The following is a 24,949-nucleotide window of genomic DNA, read 5'->3' as shown; positions in this document are numbered from 1 at the left end:
CGAACACGACACCCGAACACGACACCCGAACACGACGGAGAAGTGGGAAACAGCATGCGGATCGGACTCCTGGGCACCGGCACCTGGGCGGGGCGGGTGCACGCGCCCGTCCTCGCGGACCACCCCGGCGTCGAGTTCGCGGGCGTCTGGGGCCGCCGCCCCGAGGCGGCCGCCGAGCTCGGCGCCCAGTACGGCGTCCCCGGCCATGCCGACCTCGACCGGCTGCTCGACGAGGTCGACGCCGTCTCCATCGCGCTGCCGCCGACCGTGCAGGCCGACCTCGCGGTGCGCGCCGCCGAGGCCGGCTGCCACCTGCTGCTCGACAAGCCGGTGGCGCTCACCGTCCCCGACGCCCGCCGGGTGGTCGAGGCCACCGCCGCGAACGGCGTCGCCTCGGTGGTCTTCTTCACGGTCCGCTTCGGCGGCGACCAGCTGCCCTGGATCGAGGAGCAGGCGGCCGTCGGCGGCTGGTTCACCGGCCGCTCGGACTGGCTCGGCTCGGTGTTCGCCCCCGACTCCACCAGCCCCTACGCGGCCTCGGCGTGGCGCAAGGAGAAGGGCGCGCTCTGGGACGTCGGCCCGCACGCGCTCTCGGTGCTGCTCCCGGTGATCGGCGACGCCGTCTCGGTCACCGCCGTGTCCGGCCCGCTGGACACCGTCCACCTGGTGCTGCGCCACGTCGGCGACGCCTCCAGCACCCTCGCGCTGAGCCTGACCGCCCCGGTCGCCGGCGGCGGCACCGGGATGGAGCTGCGCGGGCGGTCCGGCACCGTCCGGCTGCCGGAGCGCGGGGAGGGGCCGGTCGCGGCCTTCCACCGCGCCCTGGACGCCCTGGCGACCGCCGCCCGCACCGGCGAGCCGCACCCCTGCTCGGCCGCGTTCGGTCTGCGCACGGTCGAGATCCTGGCCGCCGCCGAGCGCTCGCTGGCCACCGGTGCCACCGTCGCGGTCTGACCGCCCGACCAGCGCCGACCGGCCACCCGCCCGCCGTCAGCCGCGCAGCAGCAGCTCCGCGAACTCCCGCACCCGGTCCTCGGTGATGCCCTCGCGCTGCTCGACGGCGAGCGGGTGGTCGGTCGGCTCCAGTTCGATCAGCGGGCGCAGGCCGACCGCCCGGGTGCGGACATGGGTCTTGAGCAGCAGCGTGGACTGCGGGTAGACCGGCAGCTCGGTCGTCAGCCAGCCGAAGTACGGCGGCTCCTGCTCCCGGGCCGGGTCCTCCCACAGCTCGTGCATCCGCGCGAAGTTCGTCTCGCTCAGCGACACCCAGACGCCCCAGGAGAAGGGCTCGCCGCCGTCCCGCACCGGGATCTCGATCAGGCCGTGGACGTAGAACTCCCGGTCCTTGATCACGCACTGGTCCGCGGTGAGCCCGCTGTCCTTGCGCCGGGCGTACTTCGGCTTCCAGCTCACCGGGGCCGGGGAGCCGTAGGAGCGCGGCGGGCCTTCGTGCTGCCCCTGGCAGCACGCGCAGGCGAAGGAGTGTTCGGTCGTCGGCATGGCGCAGAGCATAAACGAGGCGGTGGGGGGCGCTGTCACCGCCTCGTGGGAGGGTGGAGTGGTGAATCTGGAGGACCTCGCCCGGCTGCGCCGGGCCCGTGACGCGATGGACCGCGACTACGCGCTGCCGCTGGACGTACCGGCGCTGGCGCGGGTCGCGCTGATGTCACCGGGGCACTTCTCGCGCAGCTTCCGCGCGGCGTTCGGGGAGACGCCGTACAGCTACCTCATGACCCGCCGGATCGAGCGGGCCAAGGCGCTGCTGCGGCGCGGGGACCTGTCGGTCACCGAGGTCTGCTTCGAGGTGGGCTGCACCTCGCTGGGCTCGTTCAGCTCGCGGTTCACCGAGCTGGTCGGCGAGAGTCCGAGCGCCTACCGGGCGCGCGGCCACGAGGAGGGCGCCGCGATCCCGGCGTGTTACGCCAAGCTCTACACACGACCGGTCAGGAACGCGGGCCGGGACCGGACACCGGTCAGGAACGGAGAAGCGGAACTCCCGCCCCACCCGTAGCGTGTGGCCCATGGACATCGAGCTTTCACAGTGCTTCATCGCCGTCGACGACCACGACAAGGCGCTCGCCTTCTACCGCGACGTGCTGGGCCTGGAGGTCCGCAACGACGTGGGCTTCGAGAACATGCGCTGGGTGACGGTCGGCGCCCCGTCGCAGCCTGACGTGGACATCGTGCTGGAGCCGCCGCTGGCGGACCCGAACGCCTCGCCGGCCGACCGTAAGGCGATGGCGGAGCTGCTGGCCAAGGGCCTGCTGCGGGCGGTCATCTTCGCCACCGAGGACTGCGACGCGACCTTCGAGCGGATCCGTTCGGCGGGCGGCGAGGTGCTCCAGGAGCCGATCGACCAGCCGTACGGCGTGCGCGACTGCGCCTTCCGCGACCCGGCCGGCAACATGCTGCGCTTCACCCAGCGCCGGGCCAAGTAGTCCACGACGGCTCCGCCGCGCGGCCACCGGTGATCACCCCCGATCACCGGTGGCCGCGCTCGTGCGCGCGCCGTGTTCGTGCGGCGCCGCGCTCGTGCGTGCGCCGTGTTCTCGGGCGCGCCGTGCTCGTGCGTGCGAGCGTGCTCACTTCCCCGGCCCGGCCGCGGGGCGGCGGTCGGCGGGGCGGGCCGGGGGGATGGCCGGGGCCCGGAAGTCCCGCGGGCCGGTCCACAGCGCGGGCACGGCGTCGCTGCGGCGGGCCAGCTCGTAGGCGAGCGCCTCGTAGTTGACCCGCCAGCCGTGGAAGTGCGGCCAGGCCTCGGCGGCGGGCCGCTCGTGCGGGAAGCCGGCGGCGGCGAGCATGGCCACGGCGGCGTCGAACTCGGTGAAACTCAGGCGGATCGGCGCCTCCGGGGACGGGTCGTCGTCGAAGTCCACCCGCAGCGACCGGCCGATGTCGCGCAGCGCGGTGAACCCGGCGCGCAGCACCAGCCGGGCCTCCGGCGGGGCGGTGCGCGGGCAGACGGCGAGGTGGACGGCGGCGGCGTCCATGACGGCGATCAGCCCGACCACCCAGCTGCGGTTGGCCCGCGGGGAGCGGAAGGAGATCAGCACGGGGTAGTTGGAGTGGCTCTCGCCGATGTCGGCGGCCAGCCGTTCCCAGTCCCGGTAGAGCTGGGGGAGGGCGGTCTCGGTGTCCACCAGGGACTGCCGGGCCAGGAGCTCGGGGCCCCAGGCGGGCTCGCCGGCCCGGGACTGCAGCAGGGTGACCTCCAGCTCGCGCCGGTTGTAGGCGGCGTAGAGGGTCGGCAGGTAGGCGATCTGCAGGGCGATCACCAGGGGGCCGCTGGCGGCGGCGAGGAAGTCGATCAGCGACAGGCGCAGCCGCTCGCCGCTGGCGAAGCCGAGGGTGAAGAGGCTGGAACCCGCCTCGCGGATGGAGACGTCCCAGTCCAGCTGCGAGGTGCCGTGCAGCAGCAGCGTGTAGGCGACGAGCATGCCGCCGAGCCAGACCGCCAGCATGCCGGTGAGCATCAGCGGGGCCAGCCAGGTCTGCGCCCGGTCCTGCGCCTGGTAGGTGCCGAACGGTGCGGCGGCGAGCCGCAGCGCCGTTCGCAGGCCCCGCCACAGGCCGTGCACCAGGGAGGAGTACAGGCCGCGCGGGACGACAAGCGTGCGCAGGATGCTGGCGATGACGAGCAGCAGGAGCAGCACGCCGGCGACGGTGTGGATCAACCTCATGGCGCCCATTGTGGCGGTCCGTCAGGGAGGGCGGGTGCGAGGCCGGGCGGGCACCGCGAGACACCGGGAGGCTTCGGGAGCCGCCGCGAGGTGTCGGCGGGGATTGACAGGGCGCCGCCGTCGGCTGAATGCTAAGCAAGCGCTTAGTCAACGACGGCGCCGCCGGTCGACGAATGGAGAGTGCCCGTGGCCGAGACCCTGCCGGAGCCCCCCGTCGCCCCGCCCGGGCCGGACCTGGAGCGGTTGCGCGCCCACCTCGACCGCGAGCTCCCCGGCACCGTCGCCGGCCCGCTGCGCGCCGAGCTGATCGAGGGCGGCCGCTCCAACCTCAGCTACCGGCTCACCGACGGCGCCACCGTCTGGGTGCTGCGCCGGCCCCCGCTCGGGCACGTGCTCGCCACCGCGCACGACATGGGCCGCGAGTACCGGGTGATGACCGCGCTGCGCGACACCGGTGTGCCGGTGCCCGCCACCGTCCACCTCGACCCCGGGACGGAGGTGCTCGGCGCGCCCTGGTACCTGATGGCGTACGTGCCCGGCACCGTGCACCGGGAGGCCGACGCCCTCGCCGCGCTCGGCGAGCGCCGGGTGCGCGGCATCGGCGAGGCCCTGGTGGACACCCTCGCCGCCCTGCGCCGGATCGATCCGGCAGCCGTCGGGCTTGCCGACTTCGGCCGGCCTGAGGGCTATCTGGAACGGCAACTGCGGCGCTGGTCGGCCCAGTTGGACGCCTCGCGATGCCGCGAGCTGCCCGGGATCGACCGGCTGCACCAACTGCTCGCCGCCACCCGGCCGGACTCCCCGGCGCCGGCGCTGGTGCACGGCGACTACCGGCTGGACAACGTGCTGGTCGCCGAGCGCGACGGACGGGACGCCGTCGTCGCCGTCCTGGACTGGGAGATGTCCACGCTCGGCGACCCGCTCACCGACGTCGGGCTGCTGGTGATGTACACCGAGCTGGCCGGCGTCGGCGGCGGCCTCATCCCCTCCGCCGCGACCGCCCCCGGCTTCCCGCGCAGTGCCGAACTCGTCGCCCGCTACGCCGAGTCGACCGGCCGGGACGCCGCCGCGCTCGACTGGTACGTCGCCTTCGCCTGCTACAAGCTCGCCGTCGTCGCCGAGGGCATCCACTACCGCTACCGCCAGGGCCGCACCCTCGGAGCCGGTTTCGAACGCGCCGCCACCATGGCGCCGCTCCTCGTCGAGCACGGCCTCGCCACGCTGAAGGGACACTGACCGATGGACTTCGCCTACGACCGGCGCACCCTCGAACTGCGCGAGCGGCTCACCGCGTTCATGGAGCGGCACGTCCACCCCGCCGAACCGGTGCTGGCCGCCCAGCTCGCCGACCCCGCGCGGCCCGTCTGGGAGGTGCCGGCGGTGATCGCCGACCTCAGGGTCGAGGCGCGCAGACAGGGGCTGTGGAACCTCTTCCTGCCGGGCGAGCACGGCGCCGGGCTGACCAACCTCCAGTACGCCCCGCTCGCCGAGATCACCGGCCGCAGCCCGCACCTCGCCCCGCCCGCCCTCAACTGCGCCGCCCCCGACACCGGGAACATGGAGCTGCTCGCCGAGTTCGGCAGCGCCGAGCAGCGCGAACGCTGGCTGGAACCGCTGCTGGACGCCCGGATCCGCTCCGCCTTCGCGATGACCGAACCCGAGGTCGCCTCCTCCGACGCCGCCAACATCGCCACCCGGATCGAGCGGGACGGCGACGAGTACGTGGTCAACGGCCGCAAGTGGTACATCAGCGGCGCGATGAACCCGGACTGCCGGATCCTCATCGTGATGGGCAAGACCGACCCCGGGGCGGAGAAGCACCGGCAGCAGAGCATGATCCTGGTGCCGCGCGACACCCCCGGGGTGGCCGTGCGGCGCGGCATGACCGTGTTCGGCTACGACGACGCCGACCACGGCGGCCACGCCGAGATCACCTTCGAGGACGTCCGGGTCCCGGCGGGGAACCTGATCGGTGAGGAGGGCTCCGGCTTCGCCATCGCCCAGGCCCGGCTCGGCCCGGGCCGGATCCACCACTGCATGCGGCTGATCGGCATCGCCGAGCGCGCGCTGGAGCTGACCTGCCGGCGCGTCCTGGACCGCACGGCGTTCGGCGCGCCGCTCGCCGACCAGGGCGTGATCCAGGACTGGATCGCCGAATCCCGGGTCCGCATCGAGCAGCTGCGGCTGCTGGTGCTCAAGACCGCCTGGCTGATGGACACCGTCGGCAACCGGGGCGCGCACACCGAGATCCAGGCCATCAAGATCGCCACCCCCCGCACCGTCGAATGGATTCTGGACAAGGCCGTCCAGGCGCACGGCGCGGCCGGCGTCAGCCAGGACACCCCGCTCGCCACGCTGTGGGCGTTCAGCCGCACGATCCGGCTGGCGGACGGGCCGGACGAGGTGCACAAGCGCTCGCTGGCCCGGCACGAGCTGCGCCGCCATCGCTGAAGCCCCGCCATCGCTGAAGCCCTGCCACCGCTGAAGCCCTGCCACCGCTGAAGCCCTGCCACCGCTGAAGCCCTGCCACCGCTGAAGCCCTGCCACTGCTGAAGCCCTGCGACCGCCGTCGAAGCCCCGTCACGGCTGGGCCCCCGTCACGGCTCGGCTCCCGGCGCCCGGGTGGCGCCCGGGTCCGACACCACCGGCCGGGTCATACCCGGGTAGCACCCGGTGGGTTGGCACTGCGGTATGACGTCCGAGCACCGGTCCGGCCCGTACCTTCGCCGTACGGGCCGGCCGGTGGGCGGCGGGCCGTCGCACCGAAGGACGGGGAGGCGGGGACCATGGGCGAGCGCGGCCGGGGACAGGACACACGGGGCCTGCGGGGCCTGCGCAGGGGTGTCGCCGTCGCCCTGGCGGCGACCACGGTACTGGGCGCGGCCGGGGCGACGGCCGTGCCGGCCTCCGCCGCCCCGGCCGTCGCGGAGCGCCGGGGCCTGGCCCGGGCCGCCCTGCCGCGGCCCACCGGCCCCTATCCGGTCGGCACCACCGCGCTGCGCCTCGTCGACACCGGCCGGGAGGACCCCTGGCAGCCGGGGCACCCCCGCGAGCTGATGATCAGCCTCTGGTACCCGGCCACCCGACCGGCGCACGAGAGGGAGCGCGCGCCCTACATGGTGCCGCGCGCCGGCCGGCACTTCGGTGGTCCGCAGGGCGCTGCCGTCTTCAACTACGGCGCGCTGCCGGACCGCACCGACTGGACGTGGGTCCGCACCCACGCCCGCCCCGACGCCCCGCCGCTGCTCGGCGCCGGACCGCGCCCGGTGGTGCTCTGGTCCGCCGGGCTCGGCGACCCCCGCACCTGGGGGACCGGCCTGGTCGAGGACCTCGCCTCGCGCGGCTACGTCGTGGTCACCGTCGACCACCCCTACGAGGCCTCCGAGGTGGCCTTCCCGGACGGGCGCCTGGCCACCTCGGTGTTCCCCGCGCTGGCCGCCCAGCCCGGCCTGGACATCGGGGCGCTACTCCGCGAGGCGCAGGCCGTCCGGGTCGCCGACACCCGCTTCGTCCTGGACGAGCTGGCCGCGCTGCGCACCGACGGCCGGCTCCCGGCGGCCCTGGCCGGCTCGCTGGACCTCGACCGGATCGGTATGGCCGGCCACTCCGCCGGCGGCTTCACCGCCGCCCAGACGATGCACGACGACCCCCGGATCAAGGCCGGTGTGAACCTGGACGGCCAGCTGCACTACCCCGGCCCCGACGGCACCGGGGTGCGGCTGAGCAGTGTCGCCGAGGACGGCCTGGACCGCCCGTTCCTGCTGATGGGCACCGAGAACGCGGACTCCGGCCCCTACACCGCCCAACCCGGCTGGGCCGCCTTCTGGCAGCACACCCGCGGCTGGAAGGCGGACGTCACCCTGCTCCGCTCCCGGCACGGCTCGTACACCGACGCGCAGGCGCTGCTGCCGCAGCTCGCCCGCCAGGGCGCGGTGCCGCAGGAGGCCGTGCGCGGCGACATCGGCGACGTCCGGCCGGAGCGGGCGGTGCTCGCCACCCGCGCCTACGTCGGCTCCTTCTTCGACCGCTGGCTGCGCGGCCACGACGACCACCTGCTGGACGGGCCCTCGCCGCGCTTCCCGGAGATCCGCTACGAAGGCTGACGCACCGTTACCTCGCGAGCTCCGACTCGGGGTTGGCCGCGTCCCAGGCCCGCCGGGAGTCGGCGATCGCGTCGTGGTGGTCGTAGGACCAGTCGGCCATCGCCCGCACCAGGTGGGTCAGGCTGTGCCCGAGCGGAGTCAGCTCGTACTCCACCTGCGGCGGGATCGTCGGGTGCACGGTGCGGGTGAGCAGGCCGTCGCGTTCCAGGCGGCGCACCGTGAGGGTCAGCATCCGCTGCGAGATCCCCGGCACGGCGCGTTGCAGCTCGCGGAAGCGCCGCACCCCCTGGGCGAGTTCGACCAGCACCAGGACCGACCACCGGTCGCCGAGCCGGTTCAGCAGGTCGCGGATGCCGCAGTCCACGCCGTCCTCGCACCAGACCACCGGACGGTCGGCGGCGGCCGGGGTGGTTACCGCGGTGTGCCCCACTGACATCGAAGTGCCTCCTTATGCCGGACGGCCAGGGTACCCAGGATGGTCCCCGGGCCGCTGAGCAGGGCGGCGGCCCGGTACCGACTCCCCGCGCCCTGTTCCTGGAGGAATCATGCTGCTGGTCACGGGTGTCAACGGCGGTCTCGGATCGCTGGTGCTGGAGCGGCTGGCCGCCCGGCCCGGTGGCCCGGACGGCGTGCTGGCGGGCAGCCGTACACCGGAGCGGGCGCCGAGGACCGGCGTCCCGGTGCGGGCGGTGGACTTCGACCGGCCGGAGACGTTGGACGCGGCCTTCACCGGCGTGCGAACGCTGCTGCTGATCTCGGCCGGCTACGGCGAGGACGACGTGGTGATCGCCCGGCACCGGGCCGCGATCGAGGCGGCCGAACGCGCGGGCGTCGAGCACGTCGTCTACACCAGCCTCTCCGGCGACGGCGACCACCTCGCCTACGCGCTCGCCCACCGCTGGACCGAGCGGCGGCTGCGCGCGTCGGCCACGCTGTGCTGGACGGTCCTGCGCAACGGCCTGTACGCGGAACTCCTCGGCTTCCTGGCCCGGCCGGACGCCGACGGCGTGATCACCGCCCCGCTGGGAGACGGCCGGCTCGCGGCGGTGGCCCGGGCGGACCTCGCCGAGGTCGCGGCCGAGGTGGCCCTGGCACCGGCCGGGCACGCGGGCCGGGTCTACGAGCTGGTCGGCGAGGAGGCGGTGGGCGGCGCCGAGATCGCCGCCGCGCTCACCCGGAGCACCGGCCGCACGGTCGAGTACCGCCCGGGCACCCTCGCCGGCGCGCGGGCGGCGGTCGCGGCCTCCGGCGCCGAGGCCTTCCAGGTCCCGATGCTCGCGGGCACCTGCTCGGCGATCGCCCACGGCTTCCTGGCCGGACCGGGCGGGCCCGGCGACCTCGCCACGCTGCTCGGCCGCGCCCCGCGCCCGGCCCTGGACGTCATCACCGCCGGCGCCGACGCCGCCTGGTGACCCCCCCGGTCGTCGGTCAGAGGCCGCCGCCGAGGGTCACGCCGCCGTCCACCACCACGGTCTGGCCGGTGATCCACGCGGCGTCGGGGGAGAGCAGGAAGGCGACGGCGCCCGCGACGTCCTCGGGCACGCCGAGCCGGCCCAGCGGGTAGGCGGCGGCGACCTGCTCCTCGCGGCCCTCGTACAGGGCCTCGGCGAACTTCGTCTTGACCACGGCGGGGGCGACGGCGTTGACCCGGATGCCCTGGCCGCCCAGCTCTGCGGCGAGTTCGGCGGTGAGCCGGATCAGGGCGGCCTTGGAGATCCCGTACATGCCGATGCCGAGCGAGGCGCGGATCCCGGCGACGGAGGCGACGTTGACCACCGAGCCGCCGTGCCCGCCCATCCAGGCGGCGTGCGCGCGGCGGGTCCAGGCCAGCGGGGCGAGCACGTTGACGGCGAGGATCTTGGCGGCGGCGGCCTCGTCGACGGTCAGCACCGGGCCGTGGACGGGGTTGATGCCGGTGTTGTTGACCAGGTGGTCGAGCCGGCCGAACGACTCCAGGGTGCGGGTGACGGCCTCCTCCTGGTGGGCCGGGTCGTCGGCGCGGCCGGCGACACCGATGGCCACCTCCGGGCCGCCGAGGTCCCGGACCGCCTCGGCGAGCGGTTCCGGGGTTCGGGCGGTCAGGCAGACCTTCGCCCCCCGGGCGATCAGCTCGCGTGCGATGCCGAGCCCGATGCCCCGGCTCGATCCGGTGACGACGGCCACCCGGCCCTTGAAGGAGTTCACCACGGGGGTCCTTTCCCGACTGATCCCGATTGATCCCGACTGAGCTGACTGTGCTGGCGATGCTGGCCGTGCTGACTAAGCGCTTGCTCAGCATGGTGGCGGTGCGGGACCCTGTCAACAGCCCGCGGCGGCCCGCGGGCCGAACGCCCGTACGCCTGCCCGGGCGACCGATCTGCGAGGATGGCGCCATGACCAGCACGCCCATCGCCGACCTCTGGCCCACCCTGCCCGGCGGCGCCGACGCCCGCCCGGAGGCGGCGTACCGGCTGCTCCAGGCCGCCGTGGAGTCCTTCGCCGAGCGCGGCTTCCACGCCACCACCACCCGGGACATCGCCACCGCCGCCGGGATGAGCCCGGCCGCTCTGTACATCCACTACCCGTCCAAGGCGGCCCTGCTGGCCGAGATCAGCCGGGCCGGGCACGCCGCGACGCTCGAACTGGTCCGGACGGCGGCGGCCGGCGAGGGCGACCCGGTGACCCGGATGCGGTGCCTGGTCGAGGAGTTCACCACCTGGCACGCCCGGGCGCGGACGGTCGGCCGGGTGGTCAACTACGAGCTGCACGCGCTCCCGCAGGACGCCTACGGGGTGGTCGCGGCGCTGCGCCTGGACATCGAGCGCGAGGTCAGCGCGCTGATCGAGGCGGGCGTGACGGCCGGCGCCTTCGAGGTCGCCGAGGTGCGTACGGCCGCCCGCGCGGTCACCTCGCTGGGCATCGACGTGTCCCGCTGGTACACCGACCGCAGCAGCGAGACGCCGGAGGAACTCGGCCGTCGCTACGGCGAGCTGGTGCTCCGGATGCTGGGGGCGCCGGGCGCGGCGCGCTGATCGAGGGGTCGGCCGGCCCCTCCTGGCGGCGGTGCCGTCCGGACCGCGCGACGAGTTCGCGGGGGTCCGGACGGCGCCGCCGTTCAGCGTTCCGGGTCCGGGGCGGCGGCGAGCAGGGCGGCGAGCAGGCCGGGGAAGCGCGCGTCGAGGTCGGCGCGGCGCAGCGAGACGTACCGGTTGCGCCCGGCGACCCGGGTGGTGGTGACGCCGGCCTCGCGGAGCACCCGCATGTGGTGCGAGACGGTCGACTTGTGCAGGTGTTCCAGGCCGAGGTGGCGGGGGTCGCAGGAGTGCTCGGCGCCGTCCGCGTAGCTGGTCAGCAGCCGCATCCGGACCGGGTCGCCGAGCGCGTGCAGCACGGTGACCAGGTCGATCTCGGCAGGGGCGGGCTGGGGCAGCCGCTCGTCGTCGGACATGGCAGGCGGCCTCCTCGGGATCGGGCGCGGGGTTGGTGCGCGAACGGAACGGTTTGACAATCATCCACCAATCCGTACTGTTTGGCGAGCATCCAACTGTTGCCCTCACGTCCAACAATGTCCGCTCCTTGGGGGGATCGACGTGCCCGTCCGCCTGCTCCTGCTCGCCCTCGGCACCTTCGCCGTCGGCACCGACACCATGGTCACCGCCGGCATCCTCGGCCCGGTCGCCGACGACCTCGGCGTCTCGGTCACCGCCGCCGGCCAGCTGGTGACCGTCTTCGCCCTCGGCTACGCGCTGCTCGCCCCGCCGCTCGCCGCCCTCACCGCCCGCTGGCCGCGCCGCCGCCTGCTGCTCACCGCGCTCACCGTCTTCGGTGTCGCCAACGCGCTCAGCGCCCTCGCCCCCTCGTACGAGGCACTGCTGGCCACCCGGGTGCTGGCCGCCGCGGGCGCCGCGCTCTACACCCCGACCGCGAACGCCGTCGCCACCACCCTGGTCGCCCCCGAGCGGCGCGGCCGGGCGCTGGCCACCGTGCTCGGCGGCATGACGGTCGCCACCGCGCTCGGCGTGCCGCTCGGCACCTGGGTCGGGCGCACCGACTGGCGGCTGACGATGTGGCTGGTGACGGTGCTGAGCGCGGCCGCCCTGGCCGGGCTGGCGCTGCTGCTGCGAGAGCTGCCGGTGTCGGCCGCCGCACCCGGTCTGCGGGACCGGCTGGCGCCGCTGCGCGACCGGCGGGTGCTCGGCGCCGCCTTGACCACCCTGGTGTTCTTCCTCGCCTTCCAGTCCGTCTACATCTACCTGGCCACCGCGGTCGCCCCGGCCACCGGCGGGCGGGCGGAGCGATTGAGCCTGGTGCTGCTGGTCTCGGGTGTCGCCTCGGTGGCGGGCAGCTGGCTGGGCGGGCGGCTGGTGGACCGGGTCGGTGTCCGGCGGGTGCTGCTGGTCGGCAGCACGGTGGCGGCGGGCGCGTTCGCCGCGCTGCCCTGGGCCGGGCGCTCGATGGCCGGTGCGCTCGCCTACGCGGTGGTCACCCCGCTGGCCGGGTGGGCGGTCTCGGTCGCCCTGCCGCACCGGCTCGCCTCGCTGGACCCGGGCAACGCCCAGCTGCTGATCTCGCTCAACAGCAGCGCCCTCTACCTGGGCACGGCAGCGGGCGGCGGCGTCGGCAGCGCCGCGATCGCCCTGTTCGGCGGGCGCTGGTTCCCGCTCGCGGCGACCGTGCTCACCCTGGTGGCCGCCGCCACGGCCTGGGCCACCACGCGCGGCACGGGGCCCGGCGCGGCCGGGGTCGGGGCTGTCGCGGCGCCCGCCGCGAAGCGGTCCCGGGTGGCGGTGCGGTAGCCCGGGTGGACGGTGCGGGCCCGCCGGTGACTCCGGTGGGCCCGCGTCGCGCGGCCGGGGCTCACGGAGCGGCGGTCACGACACCGGCGTCGTCGGGGCCGTCGGGACTGCCGGGACGACCGGGGCCGCCGGGGCCGCGCCGATCGCCCGGAACAGCAACTCGGCCGTCTCCGACCAGCGTTCGACGACGTCGGTCCGCTCGTGCAGGACGTCCGAGATGTGCTGGGTGCCGAAGAACGCGGCCACCAGCGAGCGCGCCGCCGCCTGCGGGGAGACCCCCGCGCGCAGCTCGCCCGCCTCCTCGGCGCGGACCAGCAGGGTGGCCAGCAGCTGGGTCCAGTCCACGTAGGGCGTCGGCAACTCGGCGTCGATCTGCGGCCGTTCGATCTGCAGCCGGGCGCCCGCCTGGACGACGATGTCGTCCCGGAAGGCCGTCGCCGCCCCCGCCAGCAGGCGCGCCGCGGTCTCCAGCGGCCCGTGGCCCTCGGCGGTGACCTCCGTCAGCAGCGCCGGCCAGCGCGCGTAGTGCTGCTCGACCACGGCCACCGCCAGGGCCTCCTTGGTCGGGAAGTGGAAGTAGACGGCGCCCTTGGTCATCTCCACCCGCTCCGCCACGTCCTTCACCGCGGTGTGGCGGAAACCCCGGGCCGCGAACAGCTCGGCGGCGGCGGTGAGCACCAACAGCTTGGTGCGGGCCGCCCGGTCCTGTTTGGGATCGGGGCCCCGCCGGGTGACGATGGGCCGCACCCGGAACGGGGCGGCCGGGTCGGGCTCGGGCATGGTCGGCTCCTCGGGGGTGGGGGGTATGGGGGAGTCGGGGTGGGGCCCCGGGGGGCGGGCGTTCTCAACTCAGCCTTGGTCAGGGTGATTTGGACATGGTGGCGGGAAACTCCGGCTCGACGGTAAACCTTCCAGAAGGTATGTTCCTGAGCCGTCGCACCGGTCGGGGCACCGCAATGTAGCGGGCCCGCTGCGGCCTCCGCGACCGTGGGGGAGGGAGAAATCATGAATGTTCTGTCATCGGTTGTGTCCGCGCAGCACCGGCCGGAGCTCCGGGAAGGGTGGCGGGGCTTACGCTTCGACCGGCACCTACCGCGCGAGGCGGTGCACAAGGCGGCGGACGCCGAGGTCCTGCTGACCGACTCGGCGCGGCTGGGGGAGGGGCGCTTCGCCGTCGCGGCACGCTGGAGTCGCGACCACCACCTCGGCCGCCGGGGCGGCCCGGGCGCCGACCCGGTGCTGCTCGCCGAGACCGTCCGCCAGACCGCGATCCACCTGGCCCACCGCTTCCACGGCAGCACCTACGGACATCCCTTCGTCCTCCACGGCCTCGCCGTCGACCTCGACCGGCCGCTGCCCCCGGCCGGTCCGGACGGCCTGGACGTCGGCCTCGACCTGGACTGCCGGCTCCTCGCTCCGCGGCGGCCCTCGCCCGGCCGGGAGCGGTTCGCCCTGGAGGGCGTCGCCTGGGCCGGCCGACGACCGGTCGGCCGCGTCCGGCTGCGCTGGGAGGTGCTGGGGCCCGAGCGCTACGCGGTCGTCAGGCAACGGTCCGCCGAGGCCGCCGGCGCCCCGGAGCAACCGCCGCCCGCCCCGCTGCCACTGGACGCCGCCCGGGCCGGGCAGACGCGCCCGGAGGACGTGCTGCTCGCCGCCGATCCGGAGCGCGCCGGCCGTTGGTGGCTGCGGCCGTTCGAGCACCACCCCGTGCTCTTCGACCACGCGGTGGACCACGTGCCGGGCATGGTGCTGGTGGAGGCCTTCCGGCAGGCCGTCGCCGCGATCACCCCGGGCGCCGCGGCGGACCGTGAACTCCGGGGCCTCGACGCAGAGTTCCTCGCCTTCGGGGAGCCGGGCTCGCCGATCGCCGTGCTCGCCGCGCCCGCCCCGGAGGGGGTCGTGCGGGTGCGCGCCCTCCAGGACGGCCGTCCGATCGCCGAGGCCCGGCTGCGCCGCCCGGGGGCGCCGTGCTGAACCGCCCGGACGGCGGCGGCACCGGCCCGCTGAACGCCCGCGCCGTCGCCGAACTCGCCGTCCTGGCCCGGCGGGACGCCGCGTCGGCGGAGGCCGAACGGCGGCTCACCGAGCAGGTCGCCGCCGGGATCCGGAGCGCGGGCTTCCCCCGCCACTTCGTACCGGTCCGCTGGGGCGGCACCGCGGGGGAGTTCGGCCCGTTCGTGACCGCCGTCGCCGAGCTCGCCGAATCCTGTGCGGGCGCGGCCTGGTGCGCCGCGCTCTACGGCTCGCACGGCCGGCTGGCCGCCTACCTCCCGCCCGCGGGACAGCGCGAGCTGTGGGGCGACGGGCCGGACGTGCGGATCGCGGCCTCGGTGGTCCCGCCCCAGGGCCGGGCCGAACGTCGCGGCGACGGCTGGCAGTTGGACGGCCTGTGGCGGCTGGCGAGCGGCGCCGACCACGCCGAGTGGATCCTGCTGGCCGCCTGGACGGCGAGCGGATCCGCCCGCGAGCACCGCGTCCTCGCCGTGCCCCGGGCCGAGCTGACGGTCCTGGACACCTGGCACTCCGCCGGCCTGCGCGCCAGCGGCAGCACCTCGGTCACCGCCGAGGCGGTCCAGGTGCCCGAGCACCGCACCCTCGTCCTGGACACGCTGCTCGTCCCGCAGCAGGACGCGGCCCGCTGCCACACCGTGCCGTACCCGATGGTCGCGGCGCTGGTCTTCGCCGCCCCGCTGCTCGGCATCGCCCGCGCGGCACTGCGCGAGTGGACGGCCGGGGCCCGGCGCGCGGCGGTTCCGCACCCGGCCGCGCACACCGTGCTCTCCGGGGCGTCCACCAAGGTCCGGATGGCCGGGCTGCTGCTGGACGCCGCCGCCGCCCGGGCCGACCGCGGCGAGGTGAGCGCACTGGCGGTGGCCGAGAACCGCCGCGACGCCACCACCGCCGCCGCGCTCTGCCGGGAGGCGGTGGACGCCCTGTTCCTCGCGGGCGGGGTCGGCGCGCAGGACCCGGCCTCGGTGCTGCAGCGTGCGTGGCGGGACGCGACGGCGGTGGCGGTGCACCGCACCCTGGACACCGACGCCGCGGCGCGCGCCTACGCCGGGACGGTCCTCGCCACCGACCCGATGGCGGCCGGTCACCGATCGGATCCCGCCTGATGTGCGGGGAACCGGCGTGCGCGGGGCCGCCACTGAGAACATTCGTTCAGAAAGGTATGTTCTTCCCCAGGGAGGGCACATGATGAAGCAGGAGCGGGCACAGCGGACCAGGGAGAAGGTGCTGGACGCCGCGGCCGAGGAGTTTTCCGCCCAGGGATACAGTCGCGCCACCCTCAACGCGGTGGCGCAGCGGACCGGTATGACCAAGGGCGCGCTGTACGGGCACTTCGCGTCCAAGCGCGCGCTCGCCGGCGCGCTGATGTCGCAGTCGCACCAGGTCTGGGAGGAGATGCGGCTGGCCCGTGACGTCCCGGGCACCGAGGCGGCCGTCGTACTGGAGGGGCTGGTGCTGGACCTGGCGCACCGGCTGAGGGAGGACGTCCGGCTGCGGGCGGCGCTGCGGCTGGCCACCGACATCCCGGAGCCGGCGCAGCCGCATCCGCTGCGGCCCGCCCCGGCCCCGGCCCCGGCTCCGGCTCCCACGTCGTCCGCGTCCTCGCCCACGTCGTTGTCCACGTCGGCGCAGGCGGGGCCGGATATCTTCGATGCCGTGCAGCGCGGCCTGGTGACCCTGATCCGCCGGGCCCAGGGCGAGGGCAGCATGGCGCCCCGGCCGCCCGAGCTGGTCGCCCAGCTGCTGCTGGCCGTGCTGCACGGCGCCCCGCACGTCTGCTTCGGCCCGCCGGAGGCCGCCGGACCGGGGGCGTACGACGCGGCCTGGCGGCTGCTGCTGGAGGCGCTGACCGGCGCCGACCGCGACCGGCCGTTCGTCGGCGCCGTGCCGTCCGTCGCGTCCGTGCCGCCCTTGGCGACTGCGCCGTCCGTGCCGTCGCCGCCGTCCAGGCGGACCGGGCAGTCCGTGCAGTCCGCTTGACCGGACCCACCCCCGACCCGCCGCCGCCCGTGCCGTCCGGCCGCCGACGTCCGCTCAGAGGCGCGGTGGCGCAGGCGGCCAGGGGTCGGTGCGGCCGGGCCGGGCGACCCGCCGCCAGGGCCAGCGGGTGGTGAGCCAGTGGTCGAGGGCGGTGGACAGCTCGCGGTCCAGGGCGGATCCGGGGCCCTCACCGGTCCAGAAGAACAGATCGGCGTCGTTGCGCCGGTCGCCCGGCGGGTCGAGGTGGACGCAGCCGAGCAGACGCCCGTCGCCCGGCGACACCACCGCCAGGGCGAAGGACGTCCGTCGGGTGAACTCCTGTTGGTGCCAGGCGAGCTGGACGAGGTCCTGCTCCTCGGTGAGGTCCGGCGGGGGCCAGTCCCAGGCGCTGCCGAACTGCTCCCGGAGCTGCTCCCGGGAACCGGTCACCAACGCGTGGTCCTGCGCCAGGTCGCGGATGGTGATCGGGCGCAGCAGGAAGCCCGGCGCCTCCAGCCGCTCCGGCACCTCGAAGCGGTGCGGTACGAACGGCCCGCCGAGGGGCCCGGAGAGGTGTCGGGCGGCGTCCGGCGCGGCTCCGGTCTCCCGGTCCGGCGGCAACGGTGGCAACGGTGGCAACAACTCCTGGCGGAGGATGGCCCGGTGGACGGCGGTGAGGCCGGCGCCCGGTTCGACGCCGAGCTCGTCGACCAGCCGCCGCCTGGTCCGGCCGTAGAGCGCCAGCGCCTCCGCCTGCCGCCCGGTGCGGTACAGCGCGCTCATCAGCAGGGCCTGCGGGCCTTCGCGCAGCGGGTGCTCGGCCGCCGCCCGCCACAGCCGATCGACGGCCGCCGCCGGGCGCCCGCAGGCGAGTTCGGCCTCGGCCGCCGACTCCACGGCGGCCAGCCGGAGGTCCTCCAGGCGGACGGCCTCCGCCTGCAGCGGCGGCACCTCGCGCAGGTCCGCGAGGGCCGGCCCGCGCCACAGGCCGAGCGCCTCGACGAGCCGTGCGTGCGCGCCGTGCGCGTCGCCGTCGGCCAGCCTCGCCCGGCCGTCGGCCGCCAGCCGCTCGAAGCGGTGGACGTCGACCGCCTCCTCATCCGCGTCCGCGGCCGCCCCCTCGGCCGGGCCGAGGTCGAGGCGGTAGCCGCCGGCCGTGCCGAGCAGCCGCGGCGCGGGACCGTCGGAGCCGCCCGGGGCGTCGCCCAGGAGGGTGCGCAGCCGGGAGACGTAGCTCTGCAGCGTGTTGACCGCGCTGGCCGGCTCCCGGCCGTTCCACACGCTGTCGACCAGGCTCGCCACCGGGACCGACCGCCCGTGTGCCACCAGCAGTGTGGCGAGCACCGTGCGCTGCCGGGCGCCGCCCAGCGGCAGCGCCCGCCCGTCGTGGTGCACCGCGAGCGGCCCCAGCACGCCGAACCACCATCCCCGACCGGCCATCCGCCGCCCTCTCCGTCGTACCCGCTCCACGGTCCGGTGCAGCGTACGCGCCGATTGCACGCATCTTGCACGCCGGGTGGGGCAGCCTGTCCGGACGGCCCGTCGGCCACCGCCCCCGATCAGGAGAACCGCCAGGATGACCACGACCCACCTCCCGCCCGCCGGCCTGACCGTGCGGCGCGCCGTGCCCGGCGACGCGCCGGCCGTCCGTGACCTGCTCAACCGGGTGGACCTGCTGGAGATCGGCCGGGCCGAGACCGAACTGCACGAGGTCGAGGCGGACCTGGCCCACCCGGGTGTCGACCTCCGCGACGACTCCTGGCTGCTCGCCGACGGCGAGGAGCTGGTCGGCTACGGCCTCGTCCGGGACCGGTCCGGCGGGGAGCGGGTCGACCTCGACCAGTACGTCCTGCCCGAGTACCAGGCCGGCGCGCAGTACCTGTTCACGCTGATGGAGCGCCGGGCGGTGGAACGGGCGGCGGCCAACGGCGCCTCCCGCGCCGTCCTGCACCTGCTGTTGAACACCCGGCCCACGCTCGACACCGGCGCGCTCCGGGAGCGCGGCTGGGAGCGCGTGCGCCGCTACCACGTGATGGCGCGCCGGGTGGACGCCCAGGCCGACCCCGTCCCCGCGCCGCCGCCCGGCATCACCCTGCGCGACTGCCGCCGGGAGGAGGACCGCCGCACCGCCCACCGGCTGCAACAGGAGACCTTCGCCGGGGACTTCGACTTCCGGCCGCGCACCTTCGAGCAGTGGTGGGAGGACATCGACGGCGACCGCCTCGACTGGTCGCTGACCTGGATCGCCGCACTGGAGGGCGTCGGCGACGTGGCCGTGCTCCGCACCCGCGACAACCGCGCCGGCGAGGGCTGGGCGGACCGCCTGGGCGTCCTGCCCGCCGCCCGGGGCCGCGGCCTCGGCGGCTACCTGCTGCGCCACTTCTTCGGCCACTACGCGGCCCTCGGCCATGACCGGGTCGCCCTCGGCGTCGACACCGCCAACGCCACCGGGGCCCTCGCCCTCTACGAGGCCCACGGGATGTCGACCCACTTCGCCGTGGACACCTGGGAACTGATCCTCCCGGTCTGACCCCTGTACCGCCGGGCCCGGCCGGGCCCGGAAACGACTCCGCGCCCGGCCGGACACCCGCCAGGTCGGCGTCAGTTGACGAGGTAGCTGAACCCGACCGTCGCCGCGGACATCCCGGCAGCCACCTCCCGCGTCACCACCCCGCGACAGTTCGGCGCGGAGTAGACGTCGACCGTCGCGTTCGTGAGGTTCTCGATGATCACGGGTGAGAGGGTCGGGTAACACCCCGATGCCGGGTTCTGCTGTGCCACGCCGTTCACCACCAGCACCCCCGTGGCCGCCTGCGCGGGCACGGCGAGCGCGAGCGCTCCGGCGGCGGCCAGCATCCCGGCCACGGCGATCCGACGACGCATGACTGTTCTCCCTTCCGAGGGCGCACAACCGGTAGGCGCCCTTCCGGGCCATGGATTCCCCGGCCACCCGGCCCGTCCCGGAAGCCCGGTCGCAATCCCCCGAACCGGCGACGGCGCACGGGTTCGCGAGCGCCCGGGCGGGCGCGGAGACGACTCCGCGCCCGCCCGGGCCGATGCGGGGAGCACCCGTGCCGGGGGATCAGCCGTTGGCGAGCGCCTGGACGCGGTCGAAGGCGCCGTCGAGGAGGTTCTGGTCACCGGGGAAGGCGCACTCATGGGAGTGTCCCTGTGGGTCGGGGGTGCGAGTTCGAGACGGGAGCCGCCGACCGTTCGCGAGGGCCGGACGACGTACGTCGGGCAGCCGGTGTGCTCGCCGGCCGGGACGAATCCCGCTTTGAGGAGGACGCGGCCGGAGGCCGGGTTGTCAGGGTGGTGCTTGGCGTGGACCTCCGGCAGGCCGAGGCGGCCGAACGCCAGGGCGAGGATCTTGTGAACCCCTTCGGTGGCGTAGCCCCGGCCCCAGGCGTCGGGGCGCAGGATGTAGCTGATGGTGGCGGCGGGGCGGTCACAGTGCAGCTTGACGATGCCCACGAGGTCGCCGTCCACGGTGAGGCCGAGCATGTACAGCGTGCGGGGGTTCTGGGCTGCGTGGGCGGCGGCGCTTTGGGCGTAGTAGCGGGCTTCGGCGGCATCCATCGGTGCCCGGCCCAGGTACCTGGTCGCCTCCGCGCTGTAGATCCGCAGCAGGGCCTCGGCGTCGCCGGGAACCAGCTCCCGTAGCTCGATCACCCGTCTACCGCTTCGATGAGCTTGACGAGTTCGGTGGCGGTGGGCCGGTCGTCGGGGGCGGCCAGCAGGACGTAGCGCAGCCGGGCCTGGAGGGCGGGCCAGGGCGTCGCGGTGGCCATCGGGACGGCACGGTGGGCGATGGCCTTGCGTTTCGCCTCCACCGGGGCGTCCTTGGCGAGTCCGCCGGCCTCGTAGTCCAGCGGCCAGGCACCGGTGGCGCAGGTCCACAGGGTTGCGGCGAGGGCGTAGACGTCGGCTGGCTGGGTCGTTCGGACGGGCTGGGGGCCGTTGATGATCCGGGCGGCCAGTTCGGGCGCGGTGAGGTGGATCATCGTGCCGTCGAACCTCGACCAGGGTGTGTCGGCGAGTCGCCGGGACCAGGCGAAGTCGAGGAGCCGGACGCCGTGCTCGGTGTGGATGCCGTGCTGCGGTTGGAGGTCCCCGTGCACCCACCCGGCGTGGTGCAGGTCGGCCACGGCGCGGCACAGGTCGACTGCGGCGGCGAGGGCGTCGTCCCTGCCCTCGTCCTTCTTGCGCAGGGGCCGGAAGACGTCCCAGGTGGACGGTCCGGCCAGCCACGGGGTGACGTACCAGACGCCGTTGGCGAAGCGCCCGGTGGTCACGGTGTAGCCGGGGAGCTGGTCCAGCACGGAGGCTTCGCGGCTGGTGACCTCGATGGCCTCGCCGGTGCCGAGCTTGATGCTCACCGCCCCGCGCGGACCACTGGCCTTCCAGACCGCCGAGCCCCGCCGGTCGCTGATCTCCTCCAGGTCGACCGGTCCGCAGGCTGCCTCCGCGGCCTTAAGCGCGGCTGCGGCAACGGAAGTGAACTCGCCCATTCTCGTACTGCCTTCCACTCGCAAGGGATGTGCTCGAAGACGTCCCGACCGTCATCGACCGCCACGGACAGCGCCGTCGCGAGGTCGGGCGTGGTCTCCAGGAACTTCGGGTCCAACGGCCGCACGCCCGCCCGTACCGGGAGGAACGAGAACGGCGGCGGCGGGATGCTCTGCCCGCGCCGGCCGGTCTCGACGGCGCCCTGGGCGAACTTGCCGAACATGATCCCGACTTGGGCGTAGAGGTTCTTCAGCGCCCAGTGGGGCCAGGTCAGCAGTTCGCGGTGGTCCGCGCCTTCGCAGTGCCCGAGCAGCACCACGTTCTCGCACGCGAGAACACCGTACGGTCGGCCCATCAGCGGCCGGACCCATTCCGCGGCCTGGACCCCGGCGTAGAACAACTCGGCCTCCACGGCGTACCGGTGGCTGCCCGGGGTGATCTCGTAGACGGTCCATCCGGTCATGCCGCGCCGGGTGGACGGCCTGAGGAACGGGCAGTGCTCGTGCAGCCCGGCGAGGTAGCCGTTGGTGTCGACGCCGAGCGGGTTCTCCGTCCGGGCTTCGGCGAGGCGGAGCGCCCCGGCGGTCGGCCGGGACGCTCCGTCGACTGGTGTGGTGATCACAGGTAGGACGCCGCCGGGGTCAGGTCGTCGCCGTCGCCGGGGCCGGGCTTGGGGCCGCAGTCCCACTCGGCGGTGACGGTCCCGTTCTCCCGGTACCGCGTGAGGGCTTCGGTGTTCACGGTGCCGTCGGCGTTCGTGAACCAGATCTCCGGCAGCGGCCCGTACGCGTCCTCGTACGCGGCCACCCACGCGATGGGCCCGTGACCGTTCATCTCGACGTGGTCCAGCGTGCGGCCGGCGTGCTGGAGCGCGAACGTGTGGTGCGCGGCGGGGTCCGCGAGGAGGGTGTGCCACGCGGAGTCGATGGCGGCGGAGAACATCTCCGGCGCGGTCTGGCCCGCGTCGATCCGGTGCGCGGCGATCGTGAAGAACTTGCCCAGCTCGTCCAGCTCGACGCCGGACTTGAGGGTGGGGGTGTTCATGCGCCTCTCCAATCAATCGGGTTGGCTCTGCTCGCCCGGGAGTGGGCGAGCAGTGGTGCGGGGTGGTGCGGCCCGGGCTCGGCGGAGGGCCCGTTCCGACGAGCCGGGGGCTCATGGGGCGCCCGAGGGCGCGGTTGGTGGTCAGAAGCGGCCGGAGGCGATCAGCGCTATCAGCGCGACAGCGCGAGGAGGACCAGCCCCGGGCAGGGGTCGCTGGAGCTGTTCCGGGTCACCCAGGCATGGTTGGCGAGCTCGCTCGGGGTCTGCGCGACGGTGCCCGTCAGCCGTTGGTGCGGCGCCGAACCAGGTCGCCCTGGAAAGCGTTCCACGGAGGGAGCGCGATCGGCCGCGTTGGCCGCTCGGTAGTCGTCCAGCGGGAAATCGGACGCCGAGGGCTCGGTCACGACTTCTCGGTTCACCCGGGGGGGTGGTGCGTCTCGTCATCGGTCTGTCCTCCTTCGCCGTGGCGGCGGGGGTGCGTGATAGACCGTAGGGAGGCGGCTACAGACGGTGCCAGGAAGTTGCACGCGGTTGCACAGGTTCACCCGAGAGCGCTGCGGGCCTTGGCGATTCGACTTCGGGCTTCGGTACCGTGAACGGCGATCTTGGCCAGCTCGGCGAAGGCGCGAAGGTATGTGCGAATCTCGCCAGGAGCGGTGACGTTGATCTCCGCCGTCAAAGTCTCGACTGCCACGAGGCTCTCGTCGAAGGCGTAGAACGCTTCGAGTGGCCAGACGGTTCGACGAGCCCGAATCGGGACGACTCCGACCGAAACGTTCGGGAGGGAGGAGATCCCGAGCAAGTGGTCAAGCTGCCCAGCAAGGGCTTCGTCGTCGCAGACACCGTAGTAGAGAACGGCCTCTTCCAGGATCAGGGCGAACTGATGGCCGGCATCGTGCAGGACACGGGATCGCTTCAGCCGGGCCTTCACCGCGTCCTCCACGTCGTCCGGGGTGCCCTGGAAGGTCGTGATCGAACGGAGCAGCCCGGTTGCGTACGGGGCCGTCTGCGTCATCCCCGGCATGACGTTGGAGGCGTACACCTTGAACTTTCGTGTCCGCTGGTAGAGCGGCAGCGTCTTCTGATGCACCCGCCTCATGCCGTCGCGGTGGAGGTCTCGCCACTGCGTGTACATCGACTCGGCGGTACGCGATGCTGCGATCAAGTCCGATGCCTTTTCCGCAGACCCGCACGCCGTGCACCAAGCACGGATGTCGCTGTCGGAGGGAACCGTCAGGCCGCGGGCGATGCGGGATGACTTGGACTTGTGCCACCCACACCGCGCGGCCAGTTCAAGCCCTGAAAGTCCGGCGTCCCGCCGGATCCGGTCGAGCTGATCGGCGAGCGCCTTCCGTGCGGCTTGGGCACTGGAGAGAGGAGAAGAGGACATGAACTGGCCGGCTGCGGTGACTACTCGGCGATGCTGAATGCCTCGTGAGGGACAGCACGCTCCCACACGGCGTCGAAAGCCGCTGCGCAGTTCCGCGCCACAGCGGGATCGTCACTCTGATCCGTGTGCACCCATCGGCCATCGCCGTCGAAGATGTTGAACTGGACGATCTTGCCGTCGAACAGCCAGAAGTCGTTTCCGGGCAGCAGAAGATCAGAGGCAGCGGGAGAGCCGTGATCCCCCGACTTCTCGTCCTTCGCAACGAACCGTAGTGCCATCTGATCCTCCCGTGTCGAGCCGGTTGCGCTCGGTTGCAGACCTGAACCGGTGCTCATACTCCGCCCAGGAGGCTCCCCCTGTCAGGACTTTCCACGTCTGATGCACCGCCAGATATGAGGCGGAGAGGGATGTCCGGTCACGACGAGGGGTGGGGCTTGGTGCCATCGGCTGGGGGTGCGGCCTGGTGCTGCCGCTCGGCCTCGTCGCGACGCCGCAGGAACTCACGCCGCGAGACCCGGGCCGCCGGGCCCTCGGACGAGGCCCTGCGGCGTCGCGCGGACGATCGTCCACCGCGAGGCGTGCTTGGACTCCCAGGCCCCTCACGTCGTTGCCGGTGAGCTGTGGTCCCACGGCATGACCTTGCCGTTCGGCGTGGGGCCCACGTCTCTGCCGCACTCGTGTGCGAGCCGGAGACGCGGGCCCCACGGACGGCCGAACGAGGCTGAGCGCCTACTCGGGATCCTCACGCAGGTTGCTGGAGGTGGAGGGCTTCTGCTTGTCCGACTTCGGGGGCCACGCGTACGGGGGGAGCCTCCGGTGCAGGGGCCGTCCGGTCCCGCCGTCCTTCTCCTCGAACTCGGCGGCTCGGATCGTACCGAAGGAGACCTCGCTGTCCCGCATCACGTCCACGCCTTCCACCCGGAACGCGATCCATCCCGCGCCGGGCTGGGGCCCCGAGACCCAGGGGGTGACAACGCTGCGGACGTTGGTCTCGCCCGCCACGATGGTGCCGCGGTGGCCGTCAGGGTCGGTGATCTTCACGCCCGTGTCGGTGAAGGCGAGGCGGCTCTTCGTACCGCTCGGTCCCTCGACCCACTGGGTGTTCACGCCCTTCACGTCGGCCGTGTCGGCGGCGATGGTGCCCCAGTCCTGGCCGCCGTTGCTACGGACGTTGATGCCGGACGGGGGGAACTCGATCCGGCCGTCCGTGGCGTTGCGGCCTTGGACCCACTGGGTGTTCACGCCCTTTACGTCGGCCGTGTCGGCGGCGATGGTGCCCCAGTCCTGGCCGCCGTTGCTACGGACGTTGATGCCGGACGGGGGGAATTCGATCCGGCCGTCCGTGGCGTCGCGGCCTTGGACCCACTCGGTGTTCACGCTCTTCACGTCGGCCGTGTCGGCGGCGATGGTGCCCCAGTCCTGGCCGCCGTTGCTACGGACGTTGATGCCGGACGGGGGGAATTCGATCCGGCCGTCCGT

General features: G+C 74.3%; 28 protein-coding genes. 13 read left to right on the top strand and 15 right to left on the bottom strand.

Annotated elements, in window-relative coordinates; translation table 11 throughout:
• The first annotated feature begins 54 nt into the window (after positions 1 to 54).
• Complete coding sequence (locus tag ACFU9E_RS06475) at positions 55 to 954, top strand: Gfo/Idh/MocA family protein (protein ID WP_380683904.1); 900 nt, start codon at positions 55 to 57, stop codon at positions 952 to 954.
• Between the two features lie 36 nt (positions 955 to 990).
• On the opposite strand, the gene ACFU9E_RS06470 is transcribed toward ACFU9E_RS06475, so the two are convergent.
• Entirely contained in the window at positions 991 to 1,500 is a 510-nt protein-coding gene (locus ACFU9E_RS06470) for a DUF2199 domain-containing protein (protein ID WP_380683903.1), read from the bottom strand.
• Positions 1,501 to 1,561: 61 nt separating this feature from the next.
• Here ACFU9E_RS06470 and ACFU9E_RS06465 point away from each other — a divergent pair, with 61 nt between their 5' ends.
• Both ACFU9E_RS06465 and ACFU9E_RS06460 read left to right on the top strand, forming a co-directional pair.
• Entirely contained in the window at positions 1,562 to 2,011 is a 450-nt protein-coding gene (locus ACFU9E_RS06465) for a helix-turn-helix transcriptional regulator (RefSeq protein WP_380683914.1), read from the top strand.
• Positions 2,012 to 2,021: 10 nt separating this feature from the next.
• Entirely contained in the window at positions 2,022 to 2,438 is a 417-nt protein-coding gene (locus tag ACFU9E_RS06460; RefSeq protein ID WP_380683902.1) for a VOC family protein, read from the top strand.
• A gap of 144 nt (positions 2,439 to 2,582) precedes the next feature.
• On the opposite strand, the gene ACFU9E_RS06455 is transcribed toward ACFU9E_RS06460, so the two are convergent.
• Positions 2,583 to 3,680, bottom strand: coding sequence for a hypothetical protein (locus ACFU9E_RS06455; RefSeq protein ID WP_380689122.1), 1,098 nt, complete (start codon positions 3,678 to 3,680; stop codon positions 2,583 to 2,585).
• A 186-nt stretch (positions 3,681 to 3,866) separates the two neighbouring features.
• On the opposite strand from ACFU9E_RS06455, the gene ACFU9E_RS06450 reads away from it, so the two are divergent.
• From ACFU9E_RS06450 to ACFU9E_RS06440, 3 genes are all read left to right on the top strand, one after another.
• Entirely contained in the window at positions 3,867 to 4,916 is a 1,050-nt protein-coding gene (locus ACFU9E_RS06450) for a phosphotransferase family protein (protein ID WP_380689124.1), read from the top strand.
• A 3-nt stretch (positions 4,917 to 4,919) separates the two neighbouring features.
• The gene (locus ACFU9E_RS06445) at positions 4,920 to 6,131 is read left to right on the top strand and encodes an acyl-CoA dehydrogenase family protein (RefSeq protein ID WP_380689126.1); all 1,212 of its coding nucleotides are present in this window, start codon (positions 4,920 to 4,922) and stop codon (positions 6,129 to 6,131) included.
• A gap of 335 nt (positions 6,132 to 6,466) precedes the next feature.
• Complete coding sequence (locus tag ACFU9E_RS06440; protein WP_380714815.1) at positions 6,467 to 7,783, top strand: alpha/beta hydrolase family protein; 1,317 nt, start codon at positions 6,467 to 6,469, stop codon at positions 7,781 to 7,783.
• Positions 7,784 to 7,790: 7 nt separating this feature from the next.
• Here the strand turns inward: ACFU9E_RS06440 and ACFU9E_RS06435 are convergent, their stop codons facing one another.
• Positions 7,791 to 8,219 (bottom strand): winged helix-turn-helix transcriptional regulator, encoded by a 429-nt coding sequence (locus tag ACFU9E_RS06435; protein ID WP_380684423.1) that lies wholly within the window; start codon positions 8,217 to 8,219, stop codon positions 7,791 to 7,793.
• Positions 8,220 to 8,328: 109 nt separating this feature from the next.
• On the opposite strand from ACFU9E_RS06435, the gene ACFU9E_RS06430 reads away from it, so the two are divergent.
• On the top strand, positions 8,329 to 9,195 hold the full coding sequence (locus ACFU9E_RS06430) for an NAD(P)H-binding protein (RefSeq protein WP_380684422.1): 867 nt from the start codon (positions 8,329 to 8,331) through the stop codon (positions 9,193 to 9,195).
• A gap of 16 nt (positions 9,196 to 9,211) precedes the next feature.
• On the opposite strand, the gene ACFU9E_RS06425 is transcribed toward ACFU9E_RS06430, so the two are convergent.
• Positions 9,212 to 9,970 (bottom strand): SDR family oxidoreductase, encoded by a 759-nt coding sequence (locus ACFU9E_RS06425; RefSeq protein WP_380684421.1) that lies wholly within the window; start codon positions 9,968 to 9,970, stop codon positions 9,212 to 9,214.
• Positions 9,971 to 10,155: 185 nt separating this feature from the next.
• On the opposite strand from ACFU9E_RS06425, the gene ACFU9E_RS06420 reads away from it, so the two are divergent.
• On the top strand, positions 10,156 to 10,794 hold the full coding sequence (locus ACFU9E_RS06420; protein ID WP_380684420.1) for a TetR/AcrR family transcriptional regulator: 639 nt from the start codon (positions 10,156 to 10,158) through the stop codon (positions 10,792 to 10,794).
• Positions 10,795 to 10,877: 83 nt separating this feature from the next.
• Here ACFU9E_RS06420 and ACFU9E_RS06415 read toward each other — a convergent pair whose 3' ends face one another.
• Entirely contained in the window at positions 10,878 to 11,210 is a 333-nt protein-coding gene (locus ACFU9E_RS06415; protein WP_380684419.1) for an ArsR/SmtB family transcription factor, read from the bottom strand.
• A 142-nt stretch (positions 11,211 to 11,352) separates the two neighbouring features.
• On the opposite strand from ACFU9E_RS06415, the gene ACFU9E_RS06410 reads away from it, so the two are divergent.
• Entirely contained in the window at positions 11,353 to 12,558 is a 1,206-nt protein-coding gene (locus ACFU9E_RS06410; protein ID WP_380684418.1) for an MFS transporter, read from the top strand.
• 75 nt (positions 12,559 to 12,633) lie between these two features.
• Here ACFU9E_RS06410 and ACFU9E_RS06405 read toward each other — a convergent pair whose 3' ends face one another.
• On the bottom strand, positions 12,634 to 13,338 hold the full coding sequence (locus ACFU9E_RS06405) for a ScbR family autoregulator-binding transcription factor (RefSeq protein WP_380684417.1): 705 nt from the start codon (positions 13,336 to 13,338) through the stop codon (positions 12,634 to 12,636).
• Positions 13,339 to 13,563: 225 nt separating this feature from the next.
• On the opposite strand from ACFU9E_RS06405, the gene ACFU9E_RS06400 reads away from it, so the two are divergent.
• From ACFU9E_RS06400 to ACFU9E_RS06390, 3 genes are all read left to right on the top strand, one after another.
• Positions 13,564 to 14,532, top strand: coding sequence for a ScbA/BarX family gamma-butyrolactone biosynthesis protein (locus tag ACFU9E_RS06400; RefSeq protein WP_380684416.1), 969 nt, complete (start codon positions 13,564 to 13,566; stop codon positions 14,530 to 14,532).
• Positions 14,526 to 15,674: an oxidoreductase gene (locus tag ACFU9E_RS06395; RefSeq protein WP_380684415.1), complete on the top strand. Its 1,149-nt coding sequence runs from the start codon at positions 14,526 to 14,528 to the stop codon at positions 15,672 to 15,674. Before ACFU9E_RS06400 ends, ACFU9E_RS06395 begins: the two co-directional genes overlap by 7 nt.
• Positions 15,675 to 15,753: 79 nt before the next feature.
• Positions 15,754 to 16,548: a TetR family transcriptional regulator gene (locus ACFU9E_RS06390; RefSeq protein ID WP_380684414.1), complete on the top strand. Its 795-nt coding sequence runs from the start codon at positions 15,754 to 15,756 to the stop codon at positions 16,546 to 16,548.
• 54 nt (positions 16,549 to 16,602) lie between these two features.
• Here ACFU9E_RS06390 and ACFU9E_RS06385 read toward each other — a convergent pair whose 3' ends face one another.
• Entirely contained in the window at positions 16,603 to 17,967 is a 1,365-nt protein-coding gene (locus tag ACFU9E_RS06385) for a BTAD domain-containing putative transcriptional regulator (protein ID WP_380684413.1), read from the bottom strand.
• Between the two features lie 136 nt (positions 17,968 to 18,103).
• Between ACFU9E_RS06385 and ACFU9E_RS06380 the strand changes: the two genes are divergently transcribed.
• Positions 18,104 to 19,057, top strand: coding sequence for a GNAT family N-acetyltransferase (locus ACFU9E_RS06380; protein ID WP_380684412.1), 954 nt, complete (start codon positions 18,104 to 18,106; stop codon positions 19,055 to 19,057).
• Between the two features lie 71 nt (positions 19,058 to 19,128).
• Here the strand turns inward: ACFU9E_RS06380 and ACFU9E_RS06375 are convergent, their stop codons facing one another.
• The 8 genes from ACFU9E_RS06375 to ACFU9E_RS06340 all read right to left on the bottom strand — a co-directional run.
• Positions 19,129 to 20,199, bottom strand: coding sequence for a GNAT family N-acetyltransferase (locus tag ACFU9E_RS06375; RefSeq protein WP_380714813.1), 1,071 nt, complete (start codon positions 20,197 to 20,199; stop codon positions 19,129 to 19,131).
• A complete protein-coding gene (locus ACFU9E_RS06370) occupies positions 20,196 to 20,906 on the bottom strand; it encodes a hypothetical protein (protein ID WP_380685535.1) in 711 nt (236 codons plus the stop codon). Before ACFU9E_RS06370 ends, ACFU9E_RS06375 begins: the two co-directional genes overlap by 4 nt.
• Positions 20,903 to 21,658 carry a hypothetical protein gene (locus ACFU9E_RS06365; protein WP_380685533.1) on the bottom strand — a complete coding sequence of 252 codons (756 nt, stop codon included), beginning with the start codon at positions 21,656 to 21,658 and terminating at the stop codon, positions 20,903 to 20,905. Before ACFU9E_RS06365 ends, ACFU9E_RS06370 begins: the two co-directional genes overlap by 4 nt.
• The gene (locus ACFU9E_RS06360; RefSeq protein WP_380685531.1) at positions 21,655 to 22,080 is read right to left on the bottom strand and encodes a hypothetical protein; all 426 of its coding nucleotides are present in this window, start codon (positions 22,078 to 22,080) and stop codon (positions 21,655 to 21,657) included. The genes ACFU9E_RS06365 and ACFU9E_RS06360 overlap by 4 nt, the downstream gene beginning before the upstream one ends.
• A 170-nt stretch (positions 22,081 to 22,250) precedes the next feature.
• Complete coding sequence (locus ACFU9E_RS06355; protein ID WP_380714811.1) at positions 22,251 to 22,484, bottom strand: hypothetical protein; 234 nt, start codon at positions 22,482 to 22,484, stop codon at positions 22,251 to 22,253.
• A 137-nt stretch (positions 22,485 to 22,621) separates the two neighbouring features.
• On the bottom strand, positions 22,622 to 23,470 hold the full coding sequence (locus tag ACFU9E_RS06350) for a helix-turn-helix domain-containing protein (protein WP_380685529.1): 849 nt from the start codon (positions 23,468 to 23,470) through the stop codon (positions 22,622 to 22,624).
• A 20-nt stretch (positions 23,471 to 23,490) separates the two neighbouring features.
• Entirely contained in the window at positions 23,491 to 23,748 is a 258-nt protein-coding gene (locus ACFU9E_RS06345; RefSeq protein ID WP_380685527.1) for a DUF6879 family protein, read from the bottom strand.
• A 451-nt stretch (positions 23,749 to 24,199) separates the two neighbouring features.
• The coding region (locus tag ACFU9E_RS06340; RefSeq protein WP_380714809.1) for a hypothetical protein at positions 24,200 to 24,949 on the bottom strand (750 nt) is incomplete at its 5' end.

Source organism: Kitasatospora sp. NPDC057595, assembly GCF_042800875.1.
Lineage (GTDB): Bacteria > Actinomycetota > Actinomycetes > Streptomycetales > Streptomycetaceae > Kitasatospora.
Note: the sequence above shows the minus strand (reverse complement) of the source record. Positions and strands in the feature narration are given on the sequence as shown.

What these genes read in the sequence shown, in the direction of transcription:
- ACFU9E_RS06475 (WP_380683904.1), top strand. Translation starts at nt 55, where the DNA reads ATGCGGATCGGACTCCTGGGCACCGGCACCTGGGCGGGGCGGGTGCAC.
- ACFU9E_RS06470 (WP_380683903.1), bottom strand. Translation starts at nt 1,500, where the DNA reads ATGCCGACGACCGAACACTCCTTCGCCTGCGCGTGCTGCCAGGGGCAG.
- ACFU9E_RS06460 (WP_380683902.1), top strand. Translation starts at nt 2,022, where the DNA reads ATGGACATCGAGCTTTCACAGTGCTTCATCGCCGTCGACGACCACGAC.
- ACFU9E_RS06455 (WP_380689122.1), bottom strand. Translation starts at nt 3,680, where the DNA reads ATGAGGTTGATCCACACCGTCGCCGGCGTGCTGCTCCTGCTGCTCGTC.
- ACFU9E_RS06445 (WP_380689126.1), top strand. Translation starts at nt 4,920, where the DNA reads ATGGACTTCGCCTACGACCGGCGCACCCTCGAACTGCGCGAGCGGCTC.
- ACFU9E_RS06440 (WP_380714815.1), top strand. Translation starts at nt 6,467, where the DNA reads ATGGGCGAGCGCGGCCGGGGACAGGACACACGGGGCCTGCGGGGCCTG.
- ACFU9E_RS06435 (WP_380684423.1), bottom strand. Translation starts at nt 8,219, where the DNA reads ATGTCAGTGGGGCACACCGCGGTAACCACCCCGGCCGCCGCCGACCGT.
- ACFU9E_RS06430 (WP_380684422.1), top strand. Translation starts at nt 8,329, where the DNA reads ATGCTGCTGGTCACGGGTGTCAACGGCGGTCTCGGATCGCTGGTGCTG.
- ACFU9E_RS06420 (WP_380684420.1), top strand. Translation starts at nt 10,156, where the DNA reads ATGACCAGCACGCCCATCGCCGACCTCTGGCCCACCCTGCCCGGCGGC.
- ACFU9E_RS06415 (WP_380684419.1), bottom strand. Translation starts at nt 11,210, where the DNA reads ATGTCCGACGACGAGCGGCTGCCCCAGCCCGCCCCTGCCGAGATCGAC.
- ACFU9E_RS06405 (WP_380684417.1), bottom strand. Translation starts at nt 13,338, where the DNA reads ATGCCCGAGCCCGACCCGGCCGCCCCGTTCCGGGTGCGGCCCATCGTC.
- ACFU9E_RS06400 (WP_380684416.1), top strand. Translation starts at nt 13,564, where the DNA reads ATGAATGTTCTGTCATCGGTTGTGTCCGCGCAGCACCGGCCGGAGCTC.
- ACFU9E_RS06390 (WP_380684414.1), top strand. Translation starts at nt 15,754, where the DNA reads ATGATGAAGCAGGAGCGGGCACAGCGGACCAGGGAGAAGGTGCTGGAC.
- ACFU9E_RS06385 (WP_380684413.1), bottom strand. Translation starts at nt 17,967, where the DNA reads ATGGCCGGTCGGGGATGGTGGTTCGGCGTGCTGGGGCCGCTCGCGGTG.
- ACFU9E_RS06380 (WP_380684412.1), top strand. Translation starts at nt 18,104, where the DNA reads ATGACCACGACCCACCTCCCGCCCGCCGGCCTGACCGTGCGGCGCGCC.
- ACFU9E_RS06360 (WP_380685531.1), bottom strand. Translation starts at nt 22,080, where the DNA reads ATGAACACCCCCACCCTCAAGTCCGGCGTCGAGCTGGACGAGCTGGGC.
- ACFU9E_RS06350 (WP_380685529.1), bottom strand. Translation starts at nt 23,470, where the DNA reads ATGTCCTCTTCTCCTCTCTCCAGTGCCCAAGCCGCACGGAAGGCGCTC.
- ACFU9E_RS06345 (WP_380685527.1), bottom strand. Translation starts at nt 23,748, where the DNA reads ATGGCACTACGGTTCGTTGCGAAGGACGAGAAGTCGGGGGATCACGGC.